At 69.9% G+C, this 22,076-nt stretch carries 22 protein-coding genes and 1 pseudogene; 11 read left to right on the top strand and 12 right to left on the bottom strand.

Annotated features, from left to right (window positions below; all coding sequences use genetic code 11):
* The 7 genes and pseudogenes from MHY49_RS11825 to MHY49_RS11800 all read right to left on the bottom strand — a co-directional run.
* A partial coding sequence (locus tag MHY49_RS11825) for an APC family permease (protein WP_239204339.1) occupies positions 1 to 1,022 on the bottom strand: 1,022 nt, incomplete at its 3' end.
* Between the two features lie 145 nt (positions 1,023 to 1,167).
* A complete protein-coding gene (locus tag MHY49_RS11820) occupies positions 1,168 to 2,184 on the bottom strand; it encodes an ROK family protein (protein ID WP_239204337.1) in 1,017 nt (338 codons plus the stop codon).
* A gap of 48 nt (positions 2,185 to 2,232) precedes the next feature.
* A pseudogene (locus tag MHY49_RS19370) lies at positions 2,233 to 2,406 on the bottom strand (winged helix-turn-helix domain-containing protein); the annotation flags it as partial.
* A gap of 26 nt (positions 2,407 to 2,432) precedes the next feature.
* Positions 2,433 to 2,867 carry an RbsD/FucU family protein gene (locus tag MHY49_RS11815; protein WP_239204335.1) on the bottom strand — a complete coding sequence of 145 codons (435 nt, stop codon included), beginning with the start codon at positions 2,865 to 2,867 and terminating at the stop codon, positions 2,433 to 2,435.
* 43 nt (positions 2,868 to 2,910) lie between these two features.
* Positions 2,911 to 4,464 carry a CotH kinase family protein gene (locus MHY49_RS11810; RefSeq protein WP_239204333.1) on the bottom strand — a complete coding sequence of 518 codons (1,554 nt, stop codon included), beginning with the start codon at positions 4,462 to 4,464 and terminating at the stop codon, positions 2,911 to 2,913.
* A 103-nt stretch (positions 4,465 to 4,567) separates the two neighbouring features.
* On the bottom strand, positions 4,568 to 5,515 hold the full coding sequence (locus MHY49_RS11805; RefSeq protein WP_239204331.1) for a nucleoside hydrolase: 948 nt from the start codon (positions 5,513 to 5,515) through the stop codon (positions 4,568 to 4,570).
* Between the two features lie 81 nt (positions 5,516 to 5,596).
* On the bottom strand, positions 5,597 to 6,337 hold the full coding sequence (locus MHY49_RS11800) for a hypothetical protein (RefSeq protein ID WP_239204329.1): 741 nt from the start codon (positions 6,335 to 6,337) through the stop codon (positions 5,597 to 5,599).
* Positions 6,338 to 6,548: 211 nt separating this feature from the next.
* Here MHY49_RS11800 and MHY49_RS11795 point away from each other — a divergent pair, with 211 nt between their 5' ends.
* The 3 genes from MHY49_RS11795 (at position 6,549) to MHY49_RS11785 (ending at position 9,271) form a co-directional block, all read left to right on the top strand.
* Complete coding sequence (locus MHY49_RS11795) at positions 6,549 to 7,523, top strand: NAD-dependent epimerase/dehydratase family protein (RefSeq protein WP_239204327.1); 975 nt, start codon at positions 6,549 to 6,551, stop codon at positions 7,521 to 7,523.
* Positions 7,520 to 8,218: a type 1 glutamine amidotransferase domain-containing protein gene (locus MHY49_RS11790; protein WP_239204325.1), complete on the top strand. Its 699-nt coding sequence runs from the start codon at positions 7,520 to 7,522 to the stop codon at positions 8,216 to 8,218. The genes MHY49_RS11795 and MHY49_RS11790 overlap by 4 nt, the downstream gene beginning before the upstream one ends.
* Positions 8,219 to 8,296: 78 nt before the next feature.
* Entirely contained in the window at positions 8,297 to 9,271 is a 975-nt protein-coding gene (locus tag MHY49_RS11785; protein WP_239204323.1) for an alpha/beta hydrolase, read from the top strand.
* Between the two features lie 25 nt (positions 9,272 to 9,296).
* Here the strand turns inward: MHY49_RS11785 and MHY49_RS11780 are convergent, their stop codons facing one another.
* Genes MHY49_RS11780 through MHY49_RS11770 form a run of 3 tightly spaced genes read right to left on the bottom strand, consistent with a single transcriptional unit; the run spans position 9,297 to position 11,599 of the window.
* Positions 9,297 to 9,893 (bottom strand): TetR/AcrR family transcriptional regulator, encoded by a 597-nt coding sequence (locus MHY49_RS11780; protein WP_239204321.1) that lies wholly within the window; start codon positions 9,891 to 9,893, stop codon positions 9,297 to 9,299.
* Positions 9,894 to 9,948: 55 nt separating this feature from the next.
* Positions 9,949 to 10,962 carry a serine hydrolase gene (locus MHY49_RS11775; RefSeq protein ID WP_239204319.1) on the bottom strand — a complete coding sequence of 338 codons (1,014 nt, stop codon included), beginning with the start codon at positions 10,960 to 10,962 and terminating at the stop codon, positions 9,949 to 9,951.
* Complete coding sequence (locus MHY49_RS11770; RefSeq protein ID WP_239204317.1) at positions 10,952 to 11,599, bottom strand: helix-turn-helix domain-containing protein; 648 nt, start codon at positions 11,597 to 11,599, stop codon at positions 10,952 to 10,954. The genes MHY49_RS11775 and MHY49_RS11770 overlap by 11 nt, the downstream gene beginning before the upstream one ends.
* 88 nt (positions 11,600 to 11,687) lie before the next feature.
* On the opposite strand from MHY49_RS11770, the gene MHY49_RS11765 reads away from it, so the two are divergent.
* Genes MHY49_RS11765 through MHY49_RS11745 form a run of 5 tightly spaced genes read left to right on the top strand, consistent with a single transcriptional unit; the run spans position 11,688 to position 16,702 of the window.
* Positions 11,688 to 13,229 carry an ABC transporter substrate-binding protein gene (locus MHY49_RS11765; protein ID WP_239204315.1) on the top strand — a complete coding sequence of 514 codons (1,542 nt, stop codon included), beginning with the start codon at positions 11,688 to 11,690 and terminating at the stop codon, positions 13,227 to 13,229.
* Positions 13,226 to 14,167, top strand: a complete 942-nt coding sequence (locus tag MHY49_RS11760) for an ABC transporter permease (RefSeq protein WP_239204313.1) — start codon at positions 13,226 to 13,228, stop codon at positions 14,165 to 14,167. The genes MHY49_RS11765 and MHY49_RS11760 overlap by 4 nt, the downstream gene beginning before the upstream one ends.
* Complete coding sequence (locus MHY49_RS11755; RefSeq protein ID WP_239204311.1) at positions 14,164 to 15,045, top strand: ABC transporter permease; 882 nt, start codon at positions 14,164 to 14,166, stop codon at positions 15,043 to 15,045. Before MHY49_RS11760 ends, MHY49_RS11755 begins: the two co-directional genes overlap by 4 nt.
* The gene (locus MHY49_RS11750; RefSeq protein ID WP_239204309.1) at positions 15,042 to 15,848 is read left to right on the top strand and encodes an ABC transporter ATP-binding protein; all 807 of its coding nucleotides are present in this window, start codon (positions 15,042 to 15,044) and stop codon (positions 15,846 to 15,848) included. The genes MHY49_RS11755 and MHY49_RS11750 overlap by 4 nt, the downstream gene beginning before the upstream one ends.
* Positions 15,845 to 16,702, top strand: coding sequence for an ABC transporter ATP-binding protein (locus tag MHY49_RS11745; RefSeq protein WP_239204307.1), 858 nt, complete (start codon positions 15,845 to 15,847; stop codon positions 16,700 to 16,702). The genes MHY49_RS11750 and MHY49_RS11745 overlap by 4 nt, the downstream gene beginning before the upstream one ends.
* 17 nt (positions 16,703 to 16,719) lie before the next feature.
* On the opposite strand, the gene MHY49_RS11740 is transcribed toward MHY49_RS11745, so the two are convergent.
* Positions 16,720 to 17,670, bottom strand: coding sequence for an ROK family protein (locus tag MHY49_RS11740; protein WP_239204305.1), 951 nt, complete (start codon positions 17,668 to 17,670; stop codon positions 16,720 to 16,722).
* A gap of 98 nt (positions 17,671 to 17,768) precedes the next feature.
* Between MHY49_RS11740 and MHY49_RS11735 the strand changes: the two genes are divergently transcribed.
* From MHY49_RS11735 to nagZ, 3 genes are read left to right on the top strand one after another with little or no spacing between them, the layout of a single operon-like run.
* Positions 17,769 to 18,527 carry a creatininase family protein gene (locus MHY49_RS11735; protein ID WP_239204303.1) on the top strand — a complete coding sequence of 253 codons (759 nt, stop codon included), beginning with the start codon at positions 17,769 to 17,771 and terminating at the stop codon, positions 18,525 to 18,527.
* Entirely contained in the window at positions 18,524 to 19,642 is a 1,119-nt protein-coding gene (locus tag MHY49_RS11730) for a mandelate racemase/muconate lactonizing enzyme family protein (RefSeq protein WP_239204301.1), read from the top strand. Before MHY49_RS11735 ends, MHY49_RS11730 begins: the two co-directional genes overlap by 4 nt.
* Positions 19,639 to 21,132 (top strand): beta-N-acetylhexosaminidase, encoded by a 1,494-nt coding sequence (nagZ, locus tag MHY49_RS11725; RefSeq protein ID WP_239204299.1) that lies wholly within the window; start codon positions 19,639 to 19,641, stop codon positions 21,130 to 21,132. Before MHY49_RS11730 ends, nagZ begins: the two co-directional genes overlap by 4 nt.
* 42 nt (positions 21,133 to 21,174) lie before the next feature.
* Here the strand turns inward: nagZ and MHY49_RS11720 are convergent, their stop codons facing one another.
* On the bottom strand, positions 21,175 to 22,026 hold the full coding sequence (locus MHY49_RS11720) for an aminoglycoside phosphotransferase family protein (protein WP_239204297.1): 852 nt from the start codon (positions 22,024 to 22,026) through the stop codon (positions 21,175 to 21,177).
* Positions 22,027 to 22,076: the final 50 nt, after the last annotated feature.

Genomic DNA, 22,076 nt, shown 5'->3' with positions numbered 1-22,076 from the left:
CTCGCGGGCCTGACGGTCGTGGACCATGCGCACGGCACGGTCACGGAGCTCTGGGCTGAACTTCTTGGGCATACTCCGATTCTCCTTCGTGAGACTCGGAACGGAACCCAGGGCGCTTCAATGAATGCCGTGACCACATGCGCGATACCGGCCCCCAATGTCCGCTGCAGCACTAGCGAGACCACCGAGGTGTATGCCTGGGAGTCCTGGTCGAGCATCTCCCGCCAATCCACCACTCCCAGCACACCGATCTGCAGCGCCAGGTAGATCGCCATGATCGCGACCACGGAGACCACGATGGAGACGGGGATCGTCCGCGACGGACGGCGCATCTCGGCCCCCATGTACGAGGACGTGTTGTAACCCAGGTAGTCGTAGATCCCGATGGTCAGACCCGAGATGAAACCGACCCAGAACCCGCCGTGGGTGATGTCGAAGGCGTGCGCCGGGAAGTCGACCACCTGTGCACCGTGGAAGTGCGTGAAGCACGCGAGGATCACCGTGATCACGGTCGCGATCATGATGACCCAGAGGGCGACCGTCAGCTTGCCGAGGGATTCGATGCGGCGCCAGAGCACCACCACGATCAATGCGATAAGCCCGAGCCCGACGAGTGTTCCCGCCCCCTTCCCCATTCCGGGCGCGAGGTATCCCAGGTACTGCACGAACCCGATCACGCCTGTCGACATCGTGAGAGGGATGAACAGCACTGCCGACCACACGAAGAGGAACGGCATCAGACGACCCGTGCGCCGGGAGAACGCCTCACGGAGATAGACGTAGGTGCCGCCCGACCCGGGCATGGCCGCACCGAGCTCGGCCCACACGAATCCATCCGCCAGGGCGAGGATCGCTCCGGCGATCCACCCCACGATCGCCTGCGGTCCGCCGAACGCGACGATCATCGTCGGAATCGTGATGAACGGGCCGATGCCCACCATCTGCGACATGTTCATCGTCGTCGCCTGGAACGGGCCGATGCGCCGCCTCAGGCTCGGGACCCCCGTGCTCGTCTCCTGCATGGTCGCCTCCTCGCCACCGTGCACCACCCGACCGGTGGATGCGCGGTGCGAGCCTAAAAGAAAAGTCTTTTCTTAACAAGAGCTCACGCGACCCGCGGGCGTGCGCGCATCTCCATCGCCGACCCGCTCCTGGAAGAGCTCCCGCCTAGACCACGGGAGTGACGGCATCGCGCTCGAGCTCGCCGAGCAAGCTCGTGCGCGCGAGTTCTCGCGCTCGAATCGCCGCACCGCGCAGGACGGCATCCCGACCCACGGCGCTCACGCGGACCTCGGGAGGGGGGAAGGGGAGCGAGCACGAGAGCTGTTCCTGGATCTGCGTCGCGAGCACCTCGCCCCCCGCCAGACCCACGCTGCCGGTCAGGACGACGACCTTCGGGTCGACGCCGAGGATGAGAGCCTCGATGCCGCAGGTAAGCAGCCACCCCTCCATGCGGACGACCTCATGCGCAAGCGGGTCTCCCTCACGCGCAGCCCGCATCAGCGACTCCACATCGCTGTGCGGCGCGCCCCGCGACTCCGCGGCCGCGAGAAGTCCCGTGCTCGATGCCGCATCCTCGAGTGTGAGGCGCTCCGGATCATCGGATGGCGCGCGCATGGTTCCCGACCCGTCAGCATCCTCCCCGACTCCGGGGACGGTGACAGTGAGGTACCCGATCTCGCCTGCGACATCCCGATGCCCCCTCCTCAGCTCACCTTCGAGGACGATCGCGGCGCCCACTCCTCTGTCGATGGTGAGCACGACGAAGTCGCCCTGCACGCCCGGAGCAAGGACCTCGGCCTCGGCACGTGCGGCGAGATGCACATCCTTCTCGATCTCCAGTCCCTCACCGAGCAGATCGCGCAGCGCATCGACGACTCCCCCTCCGGACCAGCCGAGGAGGTTCGGGGCGAGGTCGATTCCACCGTGCCCAGCTTCGACGACGCCAGGGGAACCGAGCACCACCGCACACAGGTCACTGACCTCCAAGCCGGTGTGTTCGCGATACACCTGCACGCAGCGGCTGATGGCGTCGAGCGTCGATCCGGCGCTCGGCTCCTCTGTGGGCTCCTCGTGATGGAGGATGACCTCTCCATCGGCCCGATCGACCTGGATACGGATCTCGCGCGCTGCGACATCGACACTCATCACCACGCCCGCCGTCTCCGCGATCCCCCAGACCATGGGCGGCTTTCCGGGACCGCCCGACCGTCTGCCGCGGGACTCGACCAACCCTGCGCTCACGAGCTTGCGGAGCCCCGCGGCGACGGTCGGCGGAGTCATTCCTGTCGCGCTCGCGATCTCGCGCGACGACTGCGGCCCGCCATCCAGGAGCCGAGAGAGGACTGCCCGGTCGTTAGAGACACGGACGTCCCGAGCCCGAACCCCCCGGACAGACGTCGACATGCTGCGACCTTCTCCCACTCCCGACTTCACGCCCCGCGCGACTCCTCGTCGCCGACGACGCCCTTGCGGATCATGATGCAGCCGTACTTGCGGACCTCGGCTGTGCGGATGACGGCGAACATCGAGCCCGCGCGCTCGTAGAAGGCGAAGCGGTCGATCCACTCGAAGCGATCCTCGCTCGGCGCGGCGATCGCTTCTTTGAGCTGCTTCTGGACCTCCTCGCCTGTGCCGGGCTCGGGGTTCATGAGCGTGGCCGACGGACCCGCGTAGAGGTCCAGGGGCAGTACGGTGCGGATCGCGCGCACGGCCTCGGGCGAGGTCACGGGCAGGTCGATGACCGGCGCCCCCGAGCGGTACGAGGGGTAGTGCGCGTCGGCGACCAGCAGGGTGTCGTCGTGGCCCATGTGGTCGAGCAGGCGCAGCAGGTCGCCGCTGAGCAGGGGGTCGATTCCGGTGAGCATCTTCGCGTCCTTCCGTGGGTGGAGACTCGAGCGTAGCGACCTCTCAGCCGTCGATCACGTCGGTGATCGTCTTCGCATCCGACGTGATGTCGTCGCTGCTGACCAGGTCGCTCGCGTCCTTTGTCAGCAGCGAGGACAGCGCCTTCACCCGCGCGGTCGCGTCGCCGGAGGTATAGACGGCCTTGCGCACCGACGCGAGCGTCGACTCGTAGAGGTCGGAGAAGGTGTCGTCGTCCATGAAGCGCTCGGCGAGGATGTTCCCGCCCATGCCACCGCCGCCTGCGCCGCTGCCCTGGCCCCCGCCCTGGGGCATCTCGCCCTGGTCGGGCTTCTGGCCGCCGGCCGCGTCGTCGCTGTCGCTGGCGTCGTCCCCGCCTCCGTCGCTGGCCGCGGCGCTGTCCCCGGCGCCGTCCCCGCCGGGCGCACCGCCTCCGCCGCCCATGCCCATGCCTCCGAAGGAGAGGTTCTGGTCCCAGGCGACCACCGACCACTTCTTCGACGAGGGGTCGTAGTGGAGGTAGGAGTTGTTGCCCGGGCCGTCGATGTCGTCGGTGTTCTGCACGAGTTCCTGGACCGCGAGGTAGGTCGCGAAGCCGTCGACGTCGAACCTGTCGTCCAGGCCGGAGGCGAACTCATCGTCCTCGGAGTCGTTGACGAACGTGAGGAAGCTGCCGAGCGCGGCGAACACGTCGTCCTCGTCGAGGTCGTCGGCCACGAACTTCGCGTCGAAGGCGTCCTCGTAGTCGTCGGCCGTGTCCCCGCGGTAGGAGTAGTCGCCCTCGGAGTCGGCCTTGAGGGTCGCGCCGGTGCCGTCGAAGGCGTCGTCGTTCCACTGGTCGTCGTCCGGGACGTCGAGCACGAGGCGCAGCTGCGCGTCGGCCCCGTTGGCGCTGAACCGCGTGAAGGCGTACTTCTCGGCGGGGACCTCGGCGAGCGCGAGCACGTCCAGCGCGACCGCCTCGTTCATCGAGGTCTCCGTGTTGTTGCCGCGCACCACGAAGCGGCTGCGGCCGCTGTAGCTCTGGCCGTCCGTGTACTTGTCCAGGCGGATCATCCAGGGCAGCCCAGTCGGATCGTCCTTCGAGATGCTGCCGTCGCCCTCGTCGCCGCCGGGCGCGCCTCCGGCCGCGGCGCCGCCGCCGTCGGACGCGGAGTCGCCGCCTCCGTCGGACGCGGCGGCTCCGCCGGGCCCGCCGCCCTGCCCCTGCCCGCCGGCGAGGCTGCGCAGGCTGGAGTTGCCCTTGAGCTTCATGCCGGCCTTCGTGAAGACCTTGCCGTCGATCTCGACGTCGGCCTCGATCCAGTTCTTCTCCTGGCTCGAGACGTAGGCCTCGATCATCTCGTCGTAGTCGTCCTCGTCGAAGACGACGGACAGCGTGTGAATGCTCTTCTCGTCCCAGAAGTCGCCGTCCACGGCGCCGCTGACGGAGTCGCCGTCGAGCGTCGCGGCCGCGGTGGAGGACGACGAGCCCCTGCAGCCGGCGGCGAGGAGCGCGATGCCGCCGATCCCGCCGGCGGCGAGCAGGCCGCGCCGGGTGGGCCGGGTGAGGGACGTGGTGAGACGAGGCGTCGAGGTGCTGGAGCGGTGTGAAGACATGACGGCGACGCTACGGAGCCCCCTTAGCCCTCCCGCAGGGCCGCGCTGTGCGTCGGCTGTGCCTGCGCAGACTCCCCCGACGAGCGCCGACGTCCCCAGCACCTCACCCCAGCGCGCGCACGGCGTCGACCACGAGCCGCCAGAATCCTTCCGCGTCGAGCACGGTCGCGACCTGCGTATGGCATCCCGCGAGGTCTGTGCCGGGTCGCAGGTCGGCGACGGTCATGCCGCGGGTGAGGTCCCCGCGGGTCTCGACGTGCAGGGGTGCGCGGCGCGTCTGCACCACGGCGGGGTCGATGAGGTAGGCGATCGTGCAGGCATCGTGCACGGGCGGGTCGTCGAAGCCCTGGTTCTCCTGGTAGGCGCGGCGGAAGAACGCCATCAGCCCCAGGAAGAACGCGGCGAGGTCGGTGCCGATCTCCGCGATCCGCTGCTCGACGTCGGCGGTGGCGAGGGCCTGATGCGTGAGATCGAGGCCCACCATGGTGAGCTCCCAGCCGGCGTCGACCACGATCGCCGCGGCCTCCGGATCGGCCCAGATGTTGAACTCGGCCACCGGCGTCACGTTGCCTTCGTGATAGCCGCCGCCCATGATCACGACCTCGCGTACGCGGTCGATGATCGCGGGCTCGAGTCGCGCGGCGAGCGCGAGGTTGGTGAGCGGACCGGTGCCGACGACGGTGATCTCCCCGGGCTCGGACTCCATCACGGTCTGCACGATGAACTCGACCGCGCGCTGCGCGGCGACGGGCACCGTGGGCTCGGGCAGCTCCACGCCGTCCAGGCCGCTCTCGCCGTGGATGTCACCCGCGACGTGCACCTCGCGCAGCAGAGGCCGGGCGCTCCCCCGGTGCACGGGCACGTCCTGGCGCCGGCACGCCTCGAGCACGCTCTGGGCGTTGCGCGTGATCTTCTCGACCGTCTGGTTCCCGCCGACGGTCGTGACGCCGAGCAGCTCTATCGCCGGGGAGCCGAGCGCGAGCATGATCGCGACGGCGTCGTCGTGGCCGGGGTCGCAGTCCAGGATGATCCTGCGGGGGTGGTCGGTCATGGACAGGGCTCCTTCGTCGTCGGGCGCGTGCTCCGGACGATTCTCCCCCGGCTCCGCCGGTCGCTCAGCCCCGTGGCGCGATCAGCCCAGCCGGTCGATCGCCGCTTCGACCGTCGGGCGCAGGACCTCCTGGTCGACCATCGTCTGGAAGGCGTCCATGTCGCTGCCGATGGTGACGTCCTCGCCGTCGACCGTGTACCGGCTCTCCGCCTCGTGGAGGTACTGGCCGTAGGGGCGGGCGTCGAGGGAGATCGTGAAGGCGATGTTCTCCAGCGTGCACTGGTACTCCAGGCCGTTCGGGGGCCTCCAGCAGGTCGCGTCCCCGATCGTCTCCTTCTGCCCGCCGTGGCTGCCCGCATTGCGCGAGACGAACTCCTCCGAGCCGGCGGAATCGATCGTGCTGCGGAAGGCGAAGGTCACGTCGCCCTGCCCGATCCCCATCTCCTCGGGGAAGCCGACGCCGGTGGCGCACTCGGCGTCGGGGATCGTGACCTCGTCCTCGCCCTCGTCCTCCCCGCCGCCGAAGCCCATGGACAGCAGGCTCACGTCGCGGTCCTGCGTGCCCACGGACAGCTGGTCGACCTGCGGGAGGATTCCGGAGATGGTCGCCTCATCGGTGAGTTCGCAGGCCGACGGCCACTTCTCGGGCTCGAACATCCCCGAGTCGTGCAGAGGCCGATCCAGGTCGATCGGCTTCCCTGTCGATTCCGGGTCCGAGACGATCTCGATGCTCTGCGGCGCATCCTTCTCCTCCGCCCCGGAGCCGACACTGCCTCCCGACGAGCAGCCTGCGAGGGTGATCGCAAGGCCTCCGGCGCTCACCGCGACGACTGCCCGCGCCCTGGACGTTCCACTCCGCATTCCCCTCATGCGGATGAACCCTAGAGGAACTCGACCCACGTCTCCATCGACGACTGCTCCGCGGCTCCTGACGCCTCTCGACAGCGATGTGAGCGCTGCTTACACTGGCCGTGCAGTCGAGCGCCCCGCCGTCCGGCGAGCGCGAGGCGCCACGACCGGAAGGGGCCACCTGGTGCAGACGATCCTCGGAGCGAGCGGACAGATCGGCACGGAGCTCGCCCGCGCCCTCCATGACGACTTCACGACGGACCTGCGCCTGGTCAGCAGGCATCCGAAGCCGCTCCACGAGACCGACTCGACCCTCGCCGCCGATCTTCGGGACGCCGAGCAGACCGACCGTGCCGTCGCCGGCAGCGAGATCGCCTATTTCACGGCCGGTCTGCCACCGGACGGGAAGGTGTGGGCGGAGCAGCTGCCGGTGATGATGCGCCACGTGATCGATGCGTGCGCCGCCCATGGCACGAAGCTCGTCTTCTTCGACAACACGTACATGTACCCCAAGACCTCGACCCCGCAGACCGAGGAGACGCCGTTCCGGCCCGTCGGCCGCAAGGCAGTGGTCCGCGCGAGGATCGCCGACATGCTGCTCGAGGCCATCGACGAGGAGAGGGTCGAGGGCGTCATCTGCCGGGCCCCAGAGTTCTACGGCCCCGGCAGGACCCAGTCCTTCACGACGTCCCTGGTCTTCGACCGGATCGCTGAGGGCACGACGCCGCGCGCGCCGCTGACCGACGACACCCTGCGCACCCTCATCTGGACGCCCGACGCGAGTCGCGGCATGGCCCTGATCGGGAACACGCCCTCGGCCTTCGGTCGCACCTGGCACCTGCCCGTCGACCCCGCGCCGCTGACCTACCGCACTCTCATCGCGGACCTCAGCGCGAAGGCCTGGGGCCGCGACATCGACTATGCGGTGATGCCGGCCTGGCAGTTCCGCCTCGCCGGCCTCGTCTCGAAGCCCGTGCGGGAGATCTGGGAGCTGCTCCCCCGCTACGCGGTGAACAACATCTTTCTGTCCGACGCGTTCCGCAGCGCCTTCCCCGACTTCCGCACCACTACCTACGCCGAGGGCGTGCAGATCCTCGCCGAGGCCACCACCTCCGCCTCCGCCCGCAGCTCGTCGGCCACTGAAAGGACCTCCCGATGACCTCCGTTCTCATGGTGCTCTCCGGCACCGACCACTGGACCCTGCGCGACGGCACCGAGCACCCGACGGGGGTGTGGGCGGAGGAGTTCGCCGTCCCCTACGAGACCTTCCGGGACCAGGGCTTCGACGTCACCGTCGCGACGCCCGACGCGAGAGTCCCGACGATCGACCGGCTCAGTCTGGGCATCTCCGGCGGGATGCCGTGGACCACGAAGAGGATCGCGCAGAAGATCGAGGCTCTCCGCCCCGTCCTGGACGCGCCGGCGAACCTCTACGAGGTCGATCCAGACGCCTTCGACCTGCTGTTCTACTCGGGTGGGCACGGTCCGATGGAGGACCTCGCGCACGACGCGGCCGACGGGCTGATCCTCACCCGCCGCCTCGCGCAGAACCGCCCGCTCGCGCTGCTCTGCCATGCCCCCGCCGCGATGCTCGCCGCCAGGAGCGAGGACGGCTCGTGGCCGTTCGCGGGCCGTCGCCTCACCGCCCTCTCGAACACGGAGGAGCGCCTGAACCCCTTCGCCCGGAAGGCGACCTGGTGGCTCGAGACCCGGCTGAAGGAGAAGGGCGCCGATTACTCGGCGGGGCTCCCCCTGCGTCCCCACGTGGTGGAGGACCGCAGCCTGCTGACCGGCCAGAACCCGCAGAGCTCGCGGCGCCTGGCCGAGCGCTGCATCGAGATGCTCGGCCGCTGAGCCGACCGACGACCGACGACCGACGACGCACGATCCACAACGCGCACCGCGCACCGCGCACATCGCAGAGGAGACACGATGTCGAACCTTCCCGATCCGATCACTCCCGTCCTCGAGCCCGAGGCGGCGCAGCTGAGCGCCGGCACGGATCCCCACCCGCGCATCTACGAGGTCCCGCCGGAGCAGGGGCGCGCGATCCTCGCCGACCTGCAGAGCGGCGAGGGCGTCGAGCGGCCCGACGTCGAGGAGGAGTGGGTCGAGGTCGATGCCGGGCAGTGGGGCACGGTCCGCACCCGGATCATCCGCCCCGCCGGGGCCACGGGCGATCTGCCGGTGCTGTTCTACATCCACGGCGCGGGGTGGGTGTTCGGCGACGAGCACACCCACGACCGCCTGTTCCGGGAGCTCACCGTGGGTGCGAACGCCGTGGGCGTCTTCCCCGTCTACGACCGGGCGCCCGAGGCGAAGTACCCCACGCAGGTCGAGCAGAACTATGCCGTGGGCCAGTGGGTCCTCGCGCACGGCGCCGAGCACGGCATGGACACCTCGCGGATCGCCGTGACCGGCGAGTCCGTGGGCGGATGCATGTCCACCGTGTTCGCGCTGATGAACGCCGAGCGCGGCGGCATCGACCTGAGGGCCCAGTGCCTGCTCTACCCGGTCACGGACGCGGACTTCGACACCCCCTCGTACTTGCAGTTCGCCGAGGGCTACTACCTGACCCGCGAGGGCATGCAGTGGTTCTGGGACCAGTACACGACCGATCCCGCTCAGCGCACCGAGAAGTTCGCCGCGCCCCTGCGGGCGCCGGGCGAGGACCTCGCCCGCCTGCCCCGCACGCTCGTCATCACCGATGAGGCCGACGTGCTGCGCGACGAGGGCGAGAAGTACGCGAACCGTCTGCGCGAGGTCGGCGTCGACGTCACCTCGGTGCGCGTGGCCGGCATGGTCCACGACTTCCTGCTCCTGGACAGCCTGCGCGACACCAGGGCGGCGAACGTGGCCCGGGGCCTCGCGATCGACTTCCTGCGCGACGCGCTCGCGGAGTCCTGAGGGCGGGCGACCCCTGCTCGCCTGATCAGCGGGTGCGCACGCCGACGGTCGCGGCGACCGTCGTGCGCACCCGCTCGGCGATCTCGTCGTCCGTCGCAGGGACCAGGTTGCCGTACAGATACAGGCAGGCCATGCCGTGGACGAGCGACCAGAGCCCCGTCGTCACCGGGGCCGGGTCGTCCACGCCGAAGACCCTCTGCACGGCCGCGTCGAGATGCGCGTGGATCTGGTCGGTGATCCGACGTCGGGCGGGTTCGGTGCGTCCGCCCTCCCCCAGGAACATGACGCGGAAGAGGCCCGGGCGGCCGAGTGCGAAGCGGACATAGGCCACGGCGCCGTCGGCCAGCTGCGAGGCGTCCTCGGGCTGGGGGTGCTCGGCGGTCAGCGCCGCCATCAGGTCCTCGAAGCCGACCGCGGAGACCGCGTCGAGCAGGGCACGCCGATCCGGGAAATGCCGGTACGGCGCGGCGCTCGAGACGCCCGCCTCGCGGGCGACGGCGCGCAGCGACAGGTGGGTGTCGCCGTCGGCGTCGAGCATCGCGATCGCCGTGCGCACGAGCGTGGCCGGCAGATCACCGTGGTGGTACCTGGGCTGATGCTGCGCTGCCGAACCTTCACTCACGGCTGGAGGGTACCAAGGGCCGGGCGCCGGGATCCGGGGAGAGCGTCCTGTCGACTCACCATGACCCGCGCGAGGCCGCCGCGTGGAAGTCGGCGCGCACACGCTCGAAGCCACGGGGCTCGCGCGTCGGGTGCACGCGATTGGTCAGGAGACAGAACCAGCGGTCCCGGCTCGGGTCGATCATCAGGCTGGTGCCCGTGAAGCCGGTGTGGCCGTACGCGCTCTCGTCGAACGTGCCGTCGAGGAAGCTGCAGCGCTCGCGCGGCCACCACCCCAGAGGGCGACCATCCCTCCGCCCGGTCATCGCGTCCTGCAGCGCAGGCTCGAGCAGACTCCCCCGCAGCAGGGCCGCGCCGAGTCTCCCCAGGTCCTCGGCCGTGCCGAACAGGCCGGCGTGACCGGCGACGCCGCCCAGCATCTCTGCGTTCTCGTCGTGCACCGTCCCGCGCACGAGCCGTCCGCGCCACGGGCAGGCTTCGGTGGCGACGGCATCGCCCCGATCCACCGGACCGTAGCGGGTGTCACGCATCCCGAGCGGACCCGTGATCTCGCGATGCACCAGATCGTCCAGTCCCGCTCCGCCCACTCGCTCCGCCACGAGTCCCAGGGCGATGAAACCCATCGAGGAATAGCACCACTGTCCCGGGGCCGTGAACTCCAGACGCGCGAGGGCGTGCAGCAGGGACTCCCGGTCGCCGTGCTCGCGGAACAGAGGAGTCGGTCCCGGTGCTCCTGAGGTATGCGTGAGAAGCGATCGGAGATCGGCATGCGCCATCGGCCCGTCCGGCCAGTCCAGGAGCACCTCGCCCACGGTCGTATCCAGGGCGACGAGACCGCGGTCCACGAGCCGCAGCAGGGTGAGTCCCACGATCGGCTTGGTCACCGACGCGAGGTCGAAGAGGGTGCGCGGGCCGATCCCGACCTCGTCGCTCTCACTCGGCGTGCCGAGCACGCAGCTGCCGAGCGTACTCGTCGACGATCCGACCGCCCATGAGGCGGCGCTGAACTGCCCCTCGGAGCGAGCGCTGTCGAGGAGGGACTCCAGCTCCGCGGCGGTGTCAGCCGGCATCGCGAGCCCGCGATCCGATGTCCCGCAGTGTTCTCGCGTGCGCGGCCAGGAGGTCGGAGGCGCTCGCGCTCTGCGGGCGCATGAAGGCGAGCCCCACGAGCGCGAGCCGCTCCTGTCCCTGGTCGTCGATGGGAGCGCTGAGCATCCACAGGGAGCGGGACGGGTACTCGTCCACCGGATCGGCCTGCTGCCGCCCTCCGCCCCCGTCGGCCCAGATCCGATGTGCAGGGAGCTCCTCCCCCACCTGGACGCCGAGCGGGATGTTCTGGGGATTCTCGTAATCCAGGACCACGGCCCGTTCGTCGATGACGCTGACGCGCAGCGCGATGTGTCCAGTGGCGCGGGCGAGGGCGCCGAGCGATTCCCGGATCACGCCTCCCATCCGGTCGCCGCGCACCACGGCGGCCGCGAGACCCTGCAGTCGCGGGCCCACCGCGTACATGCCGCGCCGCGGAGAACGCACGTATCCCTGGGTGCTCAGGTCCAGCAGCAGTCGTCGGCACGTCGACTTGCTCGTGCCGCTCGCGGCCGTCAGCGCAGCGAGACTCATCGGTTCTTCGGCGGCGCCCACGGCGCGCAGGAGCGCCGTCACCTTGTCCGCGACGGACCGCGCCGCTTCGTTGACCTCTTGACCCATGACAACTATGGTAATCGACATTCGTGCCACTGAGTGGAACAACCGCACCGTTGAATGGCATTCCTCATCGAGGAGGGATCTGCGAGCCATGAGCATGACCGCCCCACCCATGACCACCCGGCGCACCGCGCTGCGCCTCGGTGCGGCCGGTTCGCTGCTGGGCGCCGTCGGGCTCACGGCAGGATGCGGCTCCGCAGCGGATTCGGAGGGAACCGGCGCCCTGAGGATCGCCCAGCCGAGCGAGCCCACGGGACTCGACCCCCACCTGGAGAGCGGCCTGGACGGCATGAACGTGCTCATCAACATCTTCGACACGCTCACCATGCGCGACACGAAGAACAAGCTGGTCCCTCGGCTGGCCACCCACTGGGAGGCCACGGACGAGCACCACTGGAGGTTCCGCCTCCGCAAGGGCGTCACCTTCCACAACGGCGAGCCCTTCGACGCCCGCAGCGTGAAGTTCTCGATCGAGCGACTCATCGACCCGGACACCGGCTCCACGATCGTCGAGCTGCGCTCCGTGGACCACGTCGAGATCATCGACGACCACACCGTCGACATCGTGATGGCCGAGCCGGACCCGGTCATCCCCGAGAAGGTCTCTCTCTTCGGAGGGGTGATGCTGCCCGCGGACCACTTCGCCCACGTGGGTGCGAAGGGATTCGCCGCGCACCCCATCGGCACGGGGCCCTTCCGCTTCGTCTCCTGGCGCAAGGCCCAGCTGCTCCGCCTCGCCGCCTACGCGGACCACTGGAACGGCAGGCCCGCGTTCGACGAGCTCCACTTCACCGCGATGCCCAACCCGGCCTCCGCACTCGCGGGCATCCAGAGCGACGCCGTCGACCTGGTCTCCGCCCTCGATCCCGAGGCGGCCCTCCAGCTCGAGGGCTACAAGGACGTCTCCCTCACCACGCACCCGGGGATCCGCATGTACTTCGTCGTGCTCGACACCGAGCACGATGTCCTGAAGGACGCCCGCGTTCGACGCGCCCTGAACCACGCCGTGGACGTTCCTCTGCTCATCAGCGCGGTGCTCAACGACTCAGGGCGAGAGGCCGCCACGATCGTGCCGCGGGAGGCGTTCGGCTACGACCCGGACGTGAAGCCACCGAAGAGGGACCCCGACGAGGCCAGGAGGCTGCTCGCGGACGCCGGCCATGCCGACGGCCTCACACTGAGCTTCACCGCCTCGAACAAGGACCAGCTCGTCAGTCAGGCACTCGCCGGAATGCTCGAGGACGTCGGCGTGACGCTCGAGCTCGAGATCCTCGAGCCCGGCACCTTCGCCGAACGGCTCGCCTCGGACGATCCCTCCTCGCTCGGATCCATGTATCTCACCGGAAGCACGGGCTGGACGCTCGACGGAGAGGCCACCATGCAGTCGTACATCCGCTCGGATCGCAAACGCAGCAGGATCCGCTCGCCGGAGGCCGACGAGATGATCGACGCGCTCGAGCAGACCATCGACCCGGACGCCCGCCTGAAGACGTTCCGCCGCATGCAGGAATGGCTGCACGACGAAGCACCCTTCCTGTTCCTGTACCAGGCGGATCAGAACTTCGCCTCGAACAAGCGCATCGAGTGGACACCCAATGTGAACGGCACGCTCGCGATGGAGACCGCCCGATGAGCCGCGGCCGGACCCTGCTGCTGCGCGCCGCCGTCACCCGTCTGCTCTCCTCCCTCCTGGTGCTCTGGGCCGCCGTCACGGTCGTGTTCGTGCTCTCGCGCGCCTCCGGCGATCCGGTGGCGCTGCTCCTGCCCGACGATGCGAGCGCCGATCAGGTGGCGCAGATGAAGCAGACGCTCGGACTCGATCGCCCGCTGCCCCTGCAGTACCTGGACTTCCTGGGTGGCCTCATCCATCTCGACCTCGGCGACTCGCTGGTCTACAAGGAGCCCGTGACCTCGTTGATCATCGAGCGGATCCCGGCCACAGCACTGCTCGCCGCCACCGCTCTGCTGATCACCGTCGTGGTCTCCTTCCTCGCCGGCAGCATCGGCGCCATGCGCCGCGGCACCGCCCTGGACAGGGTCGTCATGAGCGGGGTGCTGGTCGGACAGTCCACCCCCGCGTTCTGGGTGGGGATCCTGCTGGTCCTGCTCTTCGGCGTCACGCTGCGAGTCCTGCCCGCCGCCGGCTACGGCACACCCGCGCACCTCATACTCCCCGCGACGACGCTCGCGATCTTCTCGGTCGCCGTGGTCTCCCGGCTCCTGCGGTCCTCGCTGATCGAGGTGATGGGGCAGGACCATGTGCGCACGGCGCGCGCCAAAGGCGCGAGCGAGGCCCGGGTGCTGATGAGTCATTCGCTGCGCAACGCGTCCATGCCCGTCATCACCGTGCTCGGGCTGGAGCTCGGCTCCCTGCTGGGCGGGGCGATCCTCACCGAGCAGATCTTCAACTGGCCCGGCATCGGCCGCCTCACGATCGACGCCATCAGCGCCCGCGACTTCCCCCTGGTCCAGGGCACCGTCGTGCTGTTCGCGGTCACCTTCATCGTGGTGAACCTGCTCGTCGATCTGTCCTACGCGATCATCGATCCTCGAGTCCGGAGTCACGCATGAGCTCCCCGCAGATCTCCCTGACCACCGCAGAGCCCGCGGACGCCTCCTCCGACGCCCCTGGACGCCGTCGCCTGGACATCACTCTGGTGCTGTCCGCCGGGTTCCTCGGCCTCGTCGTCCTCCTCGCCCTCTTCGGGCCGCTGCTGGTCGGCGATCCCGAGGAGCAGAACCTGCTGCAGCGACTGGCGCCGCCCGGATCAGCGGGCCACCTGCTGGGCACGGACCAACTGGGACGGGACGTGCTCGCCCGGCTCGTCGTGGGCAGCCGCGTCTCGGTCCTCGTCGGGATCACCGCGGCGCTGCTGTCCGGCGTCATCGGGTCCGTGATCGGGATCGTCGCCGGATACACGGGCGGGTGGACGGATCGCGTGCTCATGCGCCTGACGGACGTCCAGCTGGCCTTTCCCACCCTGCTGCTCGCTCTCGCAGTCATCGGCTTCGTGGGCCCGGGCCTGTGGAACGTGATCCTGGTGCTCGGCATCACCGGCTGGGTCTCCTACGCCCGCGTGCTCCGCTCCGAGGTGATCTCGCTGCGCACCCGGGAATTCGTCGAGGCCGCACGCGTGATGGGCGTGCCGGGGCACCGGATCATGGTGCGCCACATGCTGCCCAACGTCACCGGTCCCCTGGTGACCATCCTGACGCTGCAGGTGGGGACGGTGATCCTCGCCGAGGCCGCCCTGAGCTTCCTGGGGCTCGGTGTGCCTTCGAGCATCGCGACGTGGGGCTCGATGCTCTCGGACGGGCAGCTCTACATGGGCACCGCCTGGTGGCTCGCCGTCCTGCCCGGCTCCGCCCTGCTGCTGACCGTGCTGTCGATCAACGTCGCCGGGGATGCCGTCCGCGACCGGTGGGATCCGAGGACGTACACCTCATGAACGCACTGCTCACGATCGAGGACCTCCACATCTCCTTCGCCTCTCGCCGCGGCCGGGTCGCCGCCGTGCAGGGCATCGACCTGACCGTCCACGAGGGGCGCACCCTCGCGCTCGTCGGCGAATCGGGATCCGGGAAGTCCAGCACCGCACTGTCCGTGCTGCGACTGAACCCCGAGCCGCCCGCCGTCTACCCTCACGGCCGCATCCTGCTCGACGACCGCGACCTGCTGCGTCTCACACCCCGACAGCTGCGCGCCGTGCGGGGGCGCGACATCTCGATGGTCTTCCAGGACCCGATGACCACGCTCAACCCCATGCGCACGATCGGCAGCCAGCTCATGGAGGTCATGGCGATCCACCGCACGGGATCCCGCGCAGATCGCAGACGGCGTGCTCTCGAGGCGCTCGAGCAGGCACGGGTTCCCGACCCGGAGCTGCGATCCCGGCAGTTCCCCCACCAGCTCTCCGGCGGCCTGCGACAGCGCGCGATGCTCGCGATGGCGCTGATGAGCCGGCCGCGGCTGCTGATCGCCGACGAGCCGACGACGGCACTGGACGTGACCACCCAGGCCGAGATCCTGGCCCTGTTCCGCACGGTCCAGGAGGAGACGGGCATGGGGATCCTGCTGATCACGCACGATCTGGGAGTCGTCGCCTCCATCGCCGACCAGGTGGCGGTGATGCACGAGGGCCGGCTGGTCGAGCAGGGCGAGGTGCTGCAGGTCTTCGAGCAGCCTCGCGACGACTACACCCGCACGCTGCTCGAGGCCACCCCTCGGCTGACGACAGGACAGCCCGCATGAGCGCGCAGAGCACCGAGCCCCTCGCCCCCGAGGCCCCTGTGGTGACCCTGCGGGGCATCTCCAAGACGTATCGACAGCGCCGCAGCCAGAACGTCGTTCTCGATGCCGTGGACCTCGACATCCTCCCGGGCGAGACCCTTGCCCTGGTCGGTGAGTCCGGATCCGGCAAGACGACCCTGGCGCGCGTCGTCGTGGGGCTCACCGATCCGGACGCGGGTCGCATCCTCACGCTGGGCAAAGACCTCGACCGTCGTGACAAGCAGGCGGCCGCAGCACGGGCGCAGCTGGTCCAGATGGTCTTCCAAGACCCCTACGCGAGCATGAACCCGCGCATGCGCATCCGCGATGTGGTCGCCGAGCCGCTGCGCACGCACCGGCGCACCGCCCTGGGGGCAGCGGGCATCCGGCGTCGCGTCGACGAGCTCCTGGAGAGCGTCGATCTCGAACCGTCGATCGCGCAGCGGTATCCGCACGAGTGCTCGGGCGGACAGCGCCAGCGCATTGCGATCGCCCGAGCACTCGCCCTCGAGCCGCGGCTGCTGGTGCTGGACGAGCCCACGAGCGCACTCGACGTCTCGGTGCAGGCGAAGATCCTGGACCTGCTGGCCGAACTCCAGGAGCGCACCGGAGTGGCTCTGCTGTTCGTCAGCCACGATCTGGCGGTGGTCTCCGGGATCGCCGACCGGATCGCGGTGATGGCCGATGGCCGTCTGCAGGAGGTCGGGCCCTGCCGTGAGGTGCTGACCTCCCCGTCCTCCGAGGTCACGCGACGGCTCCTGGACTCGGTCGCCCATCCGGATCCGCGCCGTGCGAATCCGCGGCTCACCGAGCGGGCCGGCAGGCGGCGCGCATGATCGTCGTCCCGCCCAGGTCAGGACGCGGGCAGGATCCCGCGGTGCAGCAGGTAGGCGACGCCGCCCAGCAGCGTCGCGTCGTCCTCCGGGATCGGGTTCGTCCTCAGACGCGGCTGCGTCTCCCCGCCCGTGCGCGAGAGGTCCCGCAGCGTCGCAAGGATGCGTGCGCGGAAGCCGTCGGTCGCCTGCGCCGCCTCCCCGTGCAGCACGAACAGGCCCGGCGTGCACAGCTGCTGGATGTTGGCGAGGCCCACCGCGATGTTCTCCGCGTACTCGCCGACGACGGCCGCTGCGCGCGGGTCCTCCGCCGCGTATCGCTCCCACTCCGCCAGCCCGGTAGCGGGAATGCCCAGTTCTTCGGCGCGCTCGTCGAGCCAGGCCGTGGTGGCGATGGTGCGCCAGCAGCCCCGCTTGCCGCAGCTGCACGTCGACTGCCCGCGCGCGACGGTCATGTGGGCGCCGCTGCGCCCGCCGTCGGGCGCGAGGATCGTCCCTCGGTAGAGGATGCCGACGCCCAGGGTCGAGCCGGTGGCGACGGAAGCGAAGGTCTCCTCGCCCTGACCTGCACCGAAGTAGTGGTCCCCGTGCACCTGGAGGCGCGCACGGTGCTCGAGCAGGGTCTGCGCGCCGATGAGCTCCCTAAGCCGCGAGGCGATCTCGCATCCCTCGAGGGAGGGCATGTCCACGACCTGGAGCATCCGCCCGCCCACGGTGTCCAGGACGCCACCGGCCGAGACGACGCAGCCGCTCAGCATGCTGCCGCGTGCGAGCACCAGGGCCACCCGGTCCACCTGCGCGAGGATCTGCTCTCGCCCGGCCGACGGGTCGAAGGCGAGTTCCCGTCGAGTGCGGAACCTGCCGGTCGCGTCGATGAGCGCACCCTGCACGCGTCCGGGCAGCAGCTCGAGAGCCAGGAACGAACCCTCGCGAGAAGCAGGGGGTTCGAAAGGCAGCACGCGAGCGGTCATCCTGTCACAGTAGCGAGACCGATCGCACCAGGGGAACGCGCACGGACGGCGGCGCCCGCCCGCACGAGAGAGACCGCCACGACGCAGGAGGAGAGCCCATGCCACGACTCGCCGAGATGACACGGGAGCAGGTCGCCGACCTCGCTGCGCACGGTGTCGCCGTGCTTCCCATAGGTTCCCTCGAGCAGCACGGGGACCACCTCCCGCTGGGCACCGACTCGCTGCTCCTCCAGGAGGTCGTCGAGAGGGCCCTGGACGATCGCGCGGACGTGGCGGTGTGCCCCGCACTCCCCTTCGGATTCAGCGGTCACCACCAGTTCGCGGTGGCGCTCAGCCTCCCGCCGAAGACGCTGCTGGACGTGCTCACAGCGCTCCTGGACTCCCTGGTCGCCGCTGGGTTCCGCCGGGTCCTCGTGGTCAACGGCCACGGCGGGAACACCGAGATGATGAGCCAGGCCGTCAAGCTCGCCGCTCTGGAGCACGCGATCCTCGCGGCCTGCTGCAGCTACTGGGAGCTGCTCGATCCCCGCCCCGGAGCTCCGGGACACGCGGGCTCCTTCGAGACCTCCCTCATGGCCTCCGCGCATCCAGCGCTCGTGCGCCCGTCGATGGAGGGGCCCGGGGAGCTGCCGCTGTTCGATCGCCGGCTGGTTCGCGGGCTCCATGTGGAGAGGCACGGCGAATGGCCGCGCTCGGGAGGCATCACGGACGACCCCGGCGACGGAGATGCCGCCGCGGGGGCCGCCGCGCTCGCGGAGGCGGCGGCACGCCTCGGGGAGTGCGTGGACGCCCTCCTCGACCTGGACCTCCCCTTCGACGACCCGACCCCCGACACCCCTGAAGGAGCTGCCCGATGAAGATCGTCGACCTCGAGGTCCACGTGGTGAACCTTCCGATGAAACAGGGATTCACCTCCTCGTTCGAGACCAAGCGCGGCGAGACCCGCACCATCGTTCGACTGCGCACCGACGAGGGCGTCGTCGGCTGGGGCGAGACCATGTGGGGCGCACCCGTGGCGCGCCTCGTGCGCCAGCTGGCCGATGACGTGATCGGCACCGACCCGCGCGAGCTCGAGGCCTTCCACGCGCGCCACCGCATGCTGCCGTTCTTCCACGGATACCTCGGCTACGCGGCTCTGGCCGCGGTCGACGTCGCCTGCTGGGACGCCATCGGCAAGGCCGCCGGGATGGGCGTGGTGGACCTGCTGGGCGGCCGGGTGCGCGAGAAGGTGCCGCTCACGGCGCTGATCACCCGGTCCGACGGCGATGCCCGCGACTATCCGGGCTCGCTGGCGGACGCGACCGAGCGGATCGTCGCGGAGAACAGCTTCACGGCGGTGAAGCTCAAGGGCAGCACCGATGCCCGGGCCGACGTGGCGATCATGGAGGCGCTGCGCGAGCGCCTGCCCGAGGTCGAGCTGCGCGTGGACCCGAACGCCGCGTGGAGCGTCCCCGAGTCCGTGAGAGCCGGCCACGCGCTGGAGCCGCTGGGACTGGAGTACCTCGAGGACCCCTGCCAGGGACTCGAGCAGATGGCCCAGGTGGCGCGAGCCGTCCGGATCCCCCTGTGCACGAACATGTGCGTGGTCCGCTGGGAGGATCTCGCCCCGGCCGTGCGGCTGGACGCCGTGCAGGTGATCCACGGGGACGTGTACAAGTGGGGCGGCATGGCGATCACCAAGCATCTCGCCGCCCATTGCGAGGCCTTCGGCCTCGGCATGAACCTGCACAGCGGCGGCGAGATGGGCATCGCCACCGCGGCCCACCTCGCGATCGCCGCGAGCACCCCTGTGCTCTCCGGCGCGATCGACTCGATGTACTACCTGCACGACGACGACATCATCGACCCGCTGCTCTTCGAGGACGGATGCCTGCGCGTGCCGGACGGTCCCGGCCTCGGAGTGGTCGTGGACGAGGACAAGCTCGCGCACTACGCGGAGCTCAACGCGCGCGAGGGGGACTTCACGGGATGACACGCGATCCGTCCCTGCGCTCGCTCCTGGCCTCGCTGCTCGTCGTCGGATGGGATTCTCCGGAGCTCACTCCTGCGATGGAGCGTCTGCTCGATCAGGGGCTGGGAGGGGTCATCCTCCACAGCCGCAACGTGCGTTCGGCGGGGCAGCTCCGCCGCACCCTCGCCACGATGCGGGAGCACCAGGGCGATCTCGTGGTCGGCGTGGACCAGGAGGGAGGGCGCATCAGCCATCTCACGAGGGCCGACTGCCCGGAGTCACCGGGGGCGGCTGCGCTCGGAGTCGTGGACGACGTGCGGATGACGCGCGATTGCGCGCGGGAGCTCGCCGCGCATCTCGCGGGACTGGGCATCGACGCCAGCTACTCGCCGGTGGTCGACGTCCAGAGCGATCCGGAGAACCCCATCATCCGCACGCGCTCGTTCGGGGCGGATCCCGCGCTGGTCTCCCGTCACGCCGTCGCCTGGATCGAGGGGACCCAGGAGTGCGGCGTCGCCGCCTGCGCGAAGCATTTCCCGGGACACGGCGCGACAGCAGTCGACTCCCACCTCGGCGATGCCGTCGATCGACGGGACTGGAAGCAGATCGAGGAGATCGACCTCGCACCGTTCCGCGCAGCGATCGACGCGCGCGTCGCCCAGATCATGACCAGTCACGTCCGGTTCCCCGCGCTCGATGACACGCCGACCACCCTCAGCAGGCGCCTGGTCACGGATATCGCCCGCACCGAGCTCGGCTTCACGGGCGTGATCATCAGCGACGCGCTGGAGATGGCCGCGATCGCGGGCCGTGTCGGTGTGGCCGAGGGCGCGGCACAGGCTCTCGCCGCCGGCGTGGACCAGCTCTGCATCGCCGAGCCCGACCCCGCTCTGCACGACCGGGTGCTCGACCGGCTCGAGGAGGCCGTGGGGAGCGGAGAACTGGACGTCGCGGCGCTCGAGACTTCCTCGGAGCGCGTACGAGCGATGCACCGTGCAGCGCGCAGCGTCCGGGAGAGCGCGAACGAAGGATCTCCCCCGGCACCACGCGTCTCGGAGGACGGTGCAGGCATGACCGCTGCACGGCGCGCGGTCGACTCGACCGATGCGCTGTCGACGCTGACGCGGCCCGTCGTGGTCGACCTCTATCGGCGTCCGAAGGCGGCGCTCGAATGGGACGGCTGGGACCTCGCGACCCTGGTGCGCGATCGGTGCGACGGGGCCGACGGGCTCAGCACCACGACGAGCGAGGACCTGGACATCGAGAGCGCTCTCGAGCTCGCCACGGGCCGCAGCCTGGTGCTCGCCGTCCAAGACCCCTTCCTGAACTCCTGGCAGCGGCCGATCGCCGAGGAGATCCGCCGTCAAAGGCCTGATCTGACGCTGGTCTCCACCGGGCTTCCCGACCCGGGGGCACGGCTGTGCAGCTTCGGGCGAGGCTCCTCCAACCTGGTCGCAGCGGCCGAAGCCATCAGCAGGGCGTGCCGTCCCGGCACTGAGCACCCTGCGTGATCGTCACCTGCGCCTCCTAGGAGGTCGCCCGTTCGCAGCCGATCACGGGCTTCGCCCGGCGCCCGGCGCATCCTTCGACGCCTGGATCAGACCGAGAACGTGTTCCGCCTGCACCTCGAGCGTTCCCTCGGGGTTGCGCGTGTGAGCGCTGCTCCCCGGCAGCAGCGCGAGGAGCCAGAACACGGCCCACAGCACGCGGTGCTCGGCGAGGTCTGTGCGCTCATCCCCCGTGAGGCCGACGGCTCGCGACAGTTGCGCTTCGTCGTACAGGTTCCGAGTCCTAGCCGAAAGGTGCTCGAGGTGATCGGCCAGGTCGAAGGCTGGTGTGGTCAGCCCGCCATCCTCGAAATCGACCAACCTGCACCTGTGACCGTCCCAGAGGACATTGGCCGGGTTGAGGTCCGCGATCCCGACCGCAGTGGAGCGGGGATTCGGAGCGTCCTGAACGCTCGAGACGCGGTCACGAGCAGCCTGCAGTGCTCTCCGCACGACATCGGGGTGGATGCACGCATCGTCGTCGATCTGGTCGTGCAGTGCGTTCCGAAGATGTGCCATGAGGTCCCTGGGTCCGAGTCGCCGTTCCGGCACCCCCGATTTCAGGGCCGCATTCACCGGCACCTCGAACAGCAGGTGGAGTGCGTGTCCCAGTGCCTCGTGCTGAACGCTCGTCAGAGACGATCCCCCCAGCGGTTGCCCCGGCAGCTTCTCCATGACGATGACCGGAGCACCTGCCTCGCAGAATCGTTCGAGCGGTCGCGGCGCGAGTCCGGGCGCGTGTTCGGCCAGCAGCCTCAAGCACGCCCATTCGCGGCGTGCCTCATCATCCGCCCAGGTGGAGAACTTCTTGCTCACCGTCGAGCGTCCCATCGTGACCTCGTGCGCGTGCGGGCCCATGTCCTGACGCTATCCCCGAGCTGCGCGACCACGCCCGGCTCCGCCCCGCG

The organism is Brachybacterium sp. ACRRE, assembly GCF_022346485.1.
In the GTDB taxonomy this organism is placed as follows: domain Bacteria; phylum Actinomycetota; class Actinomycetes; order Actinomycetales; family Dermabacteraceae; genus Brachybacterium; species Brachybacterium halotolerans.
Note: the sequence above shows the minus strand (reverse complement) of the source record. Positions and strands in the feature narration are given on the sequence as shown.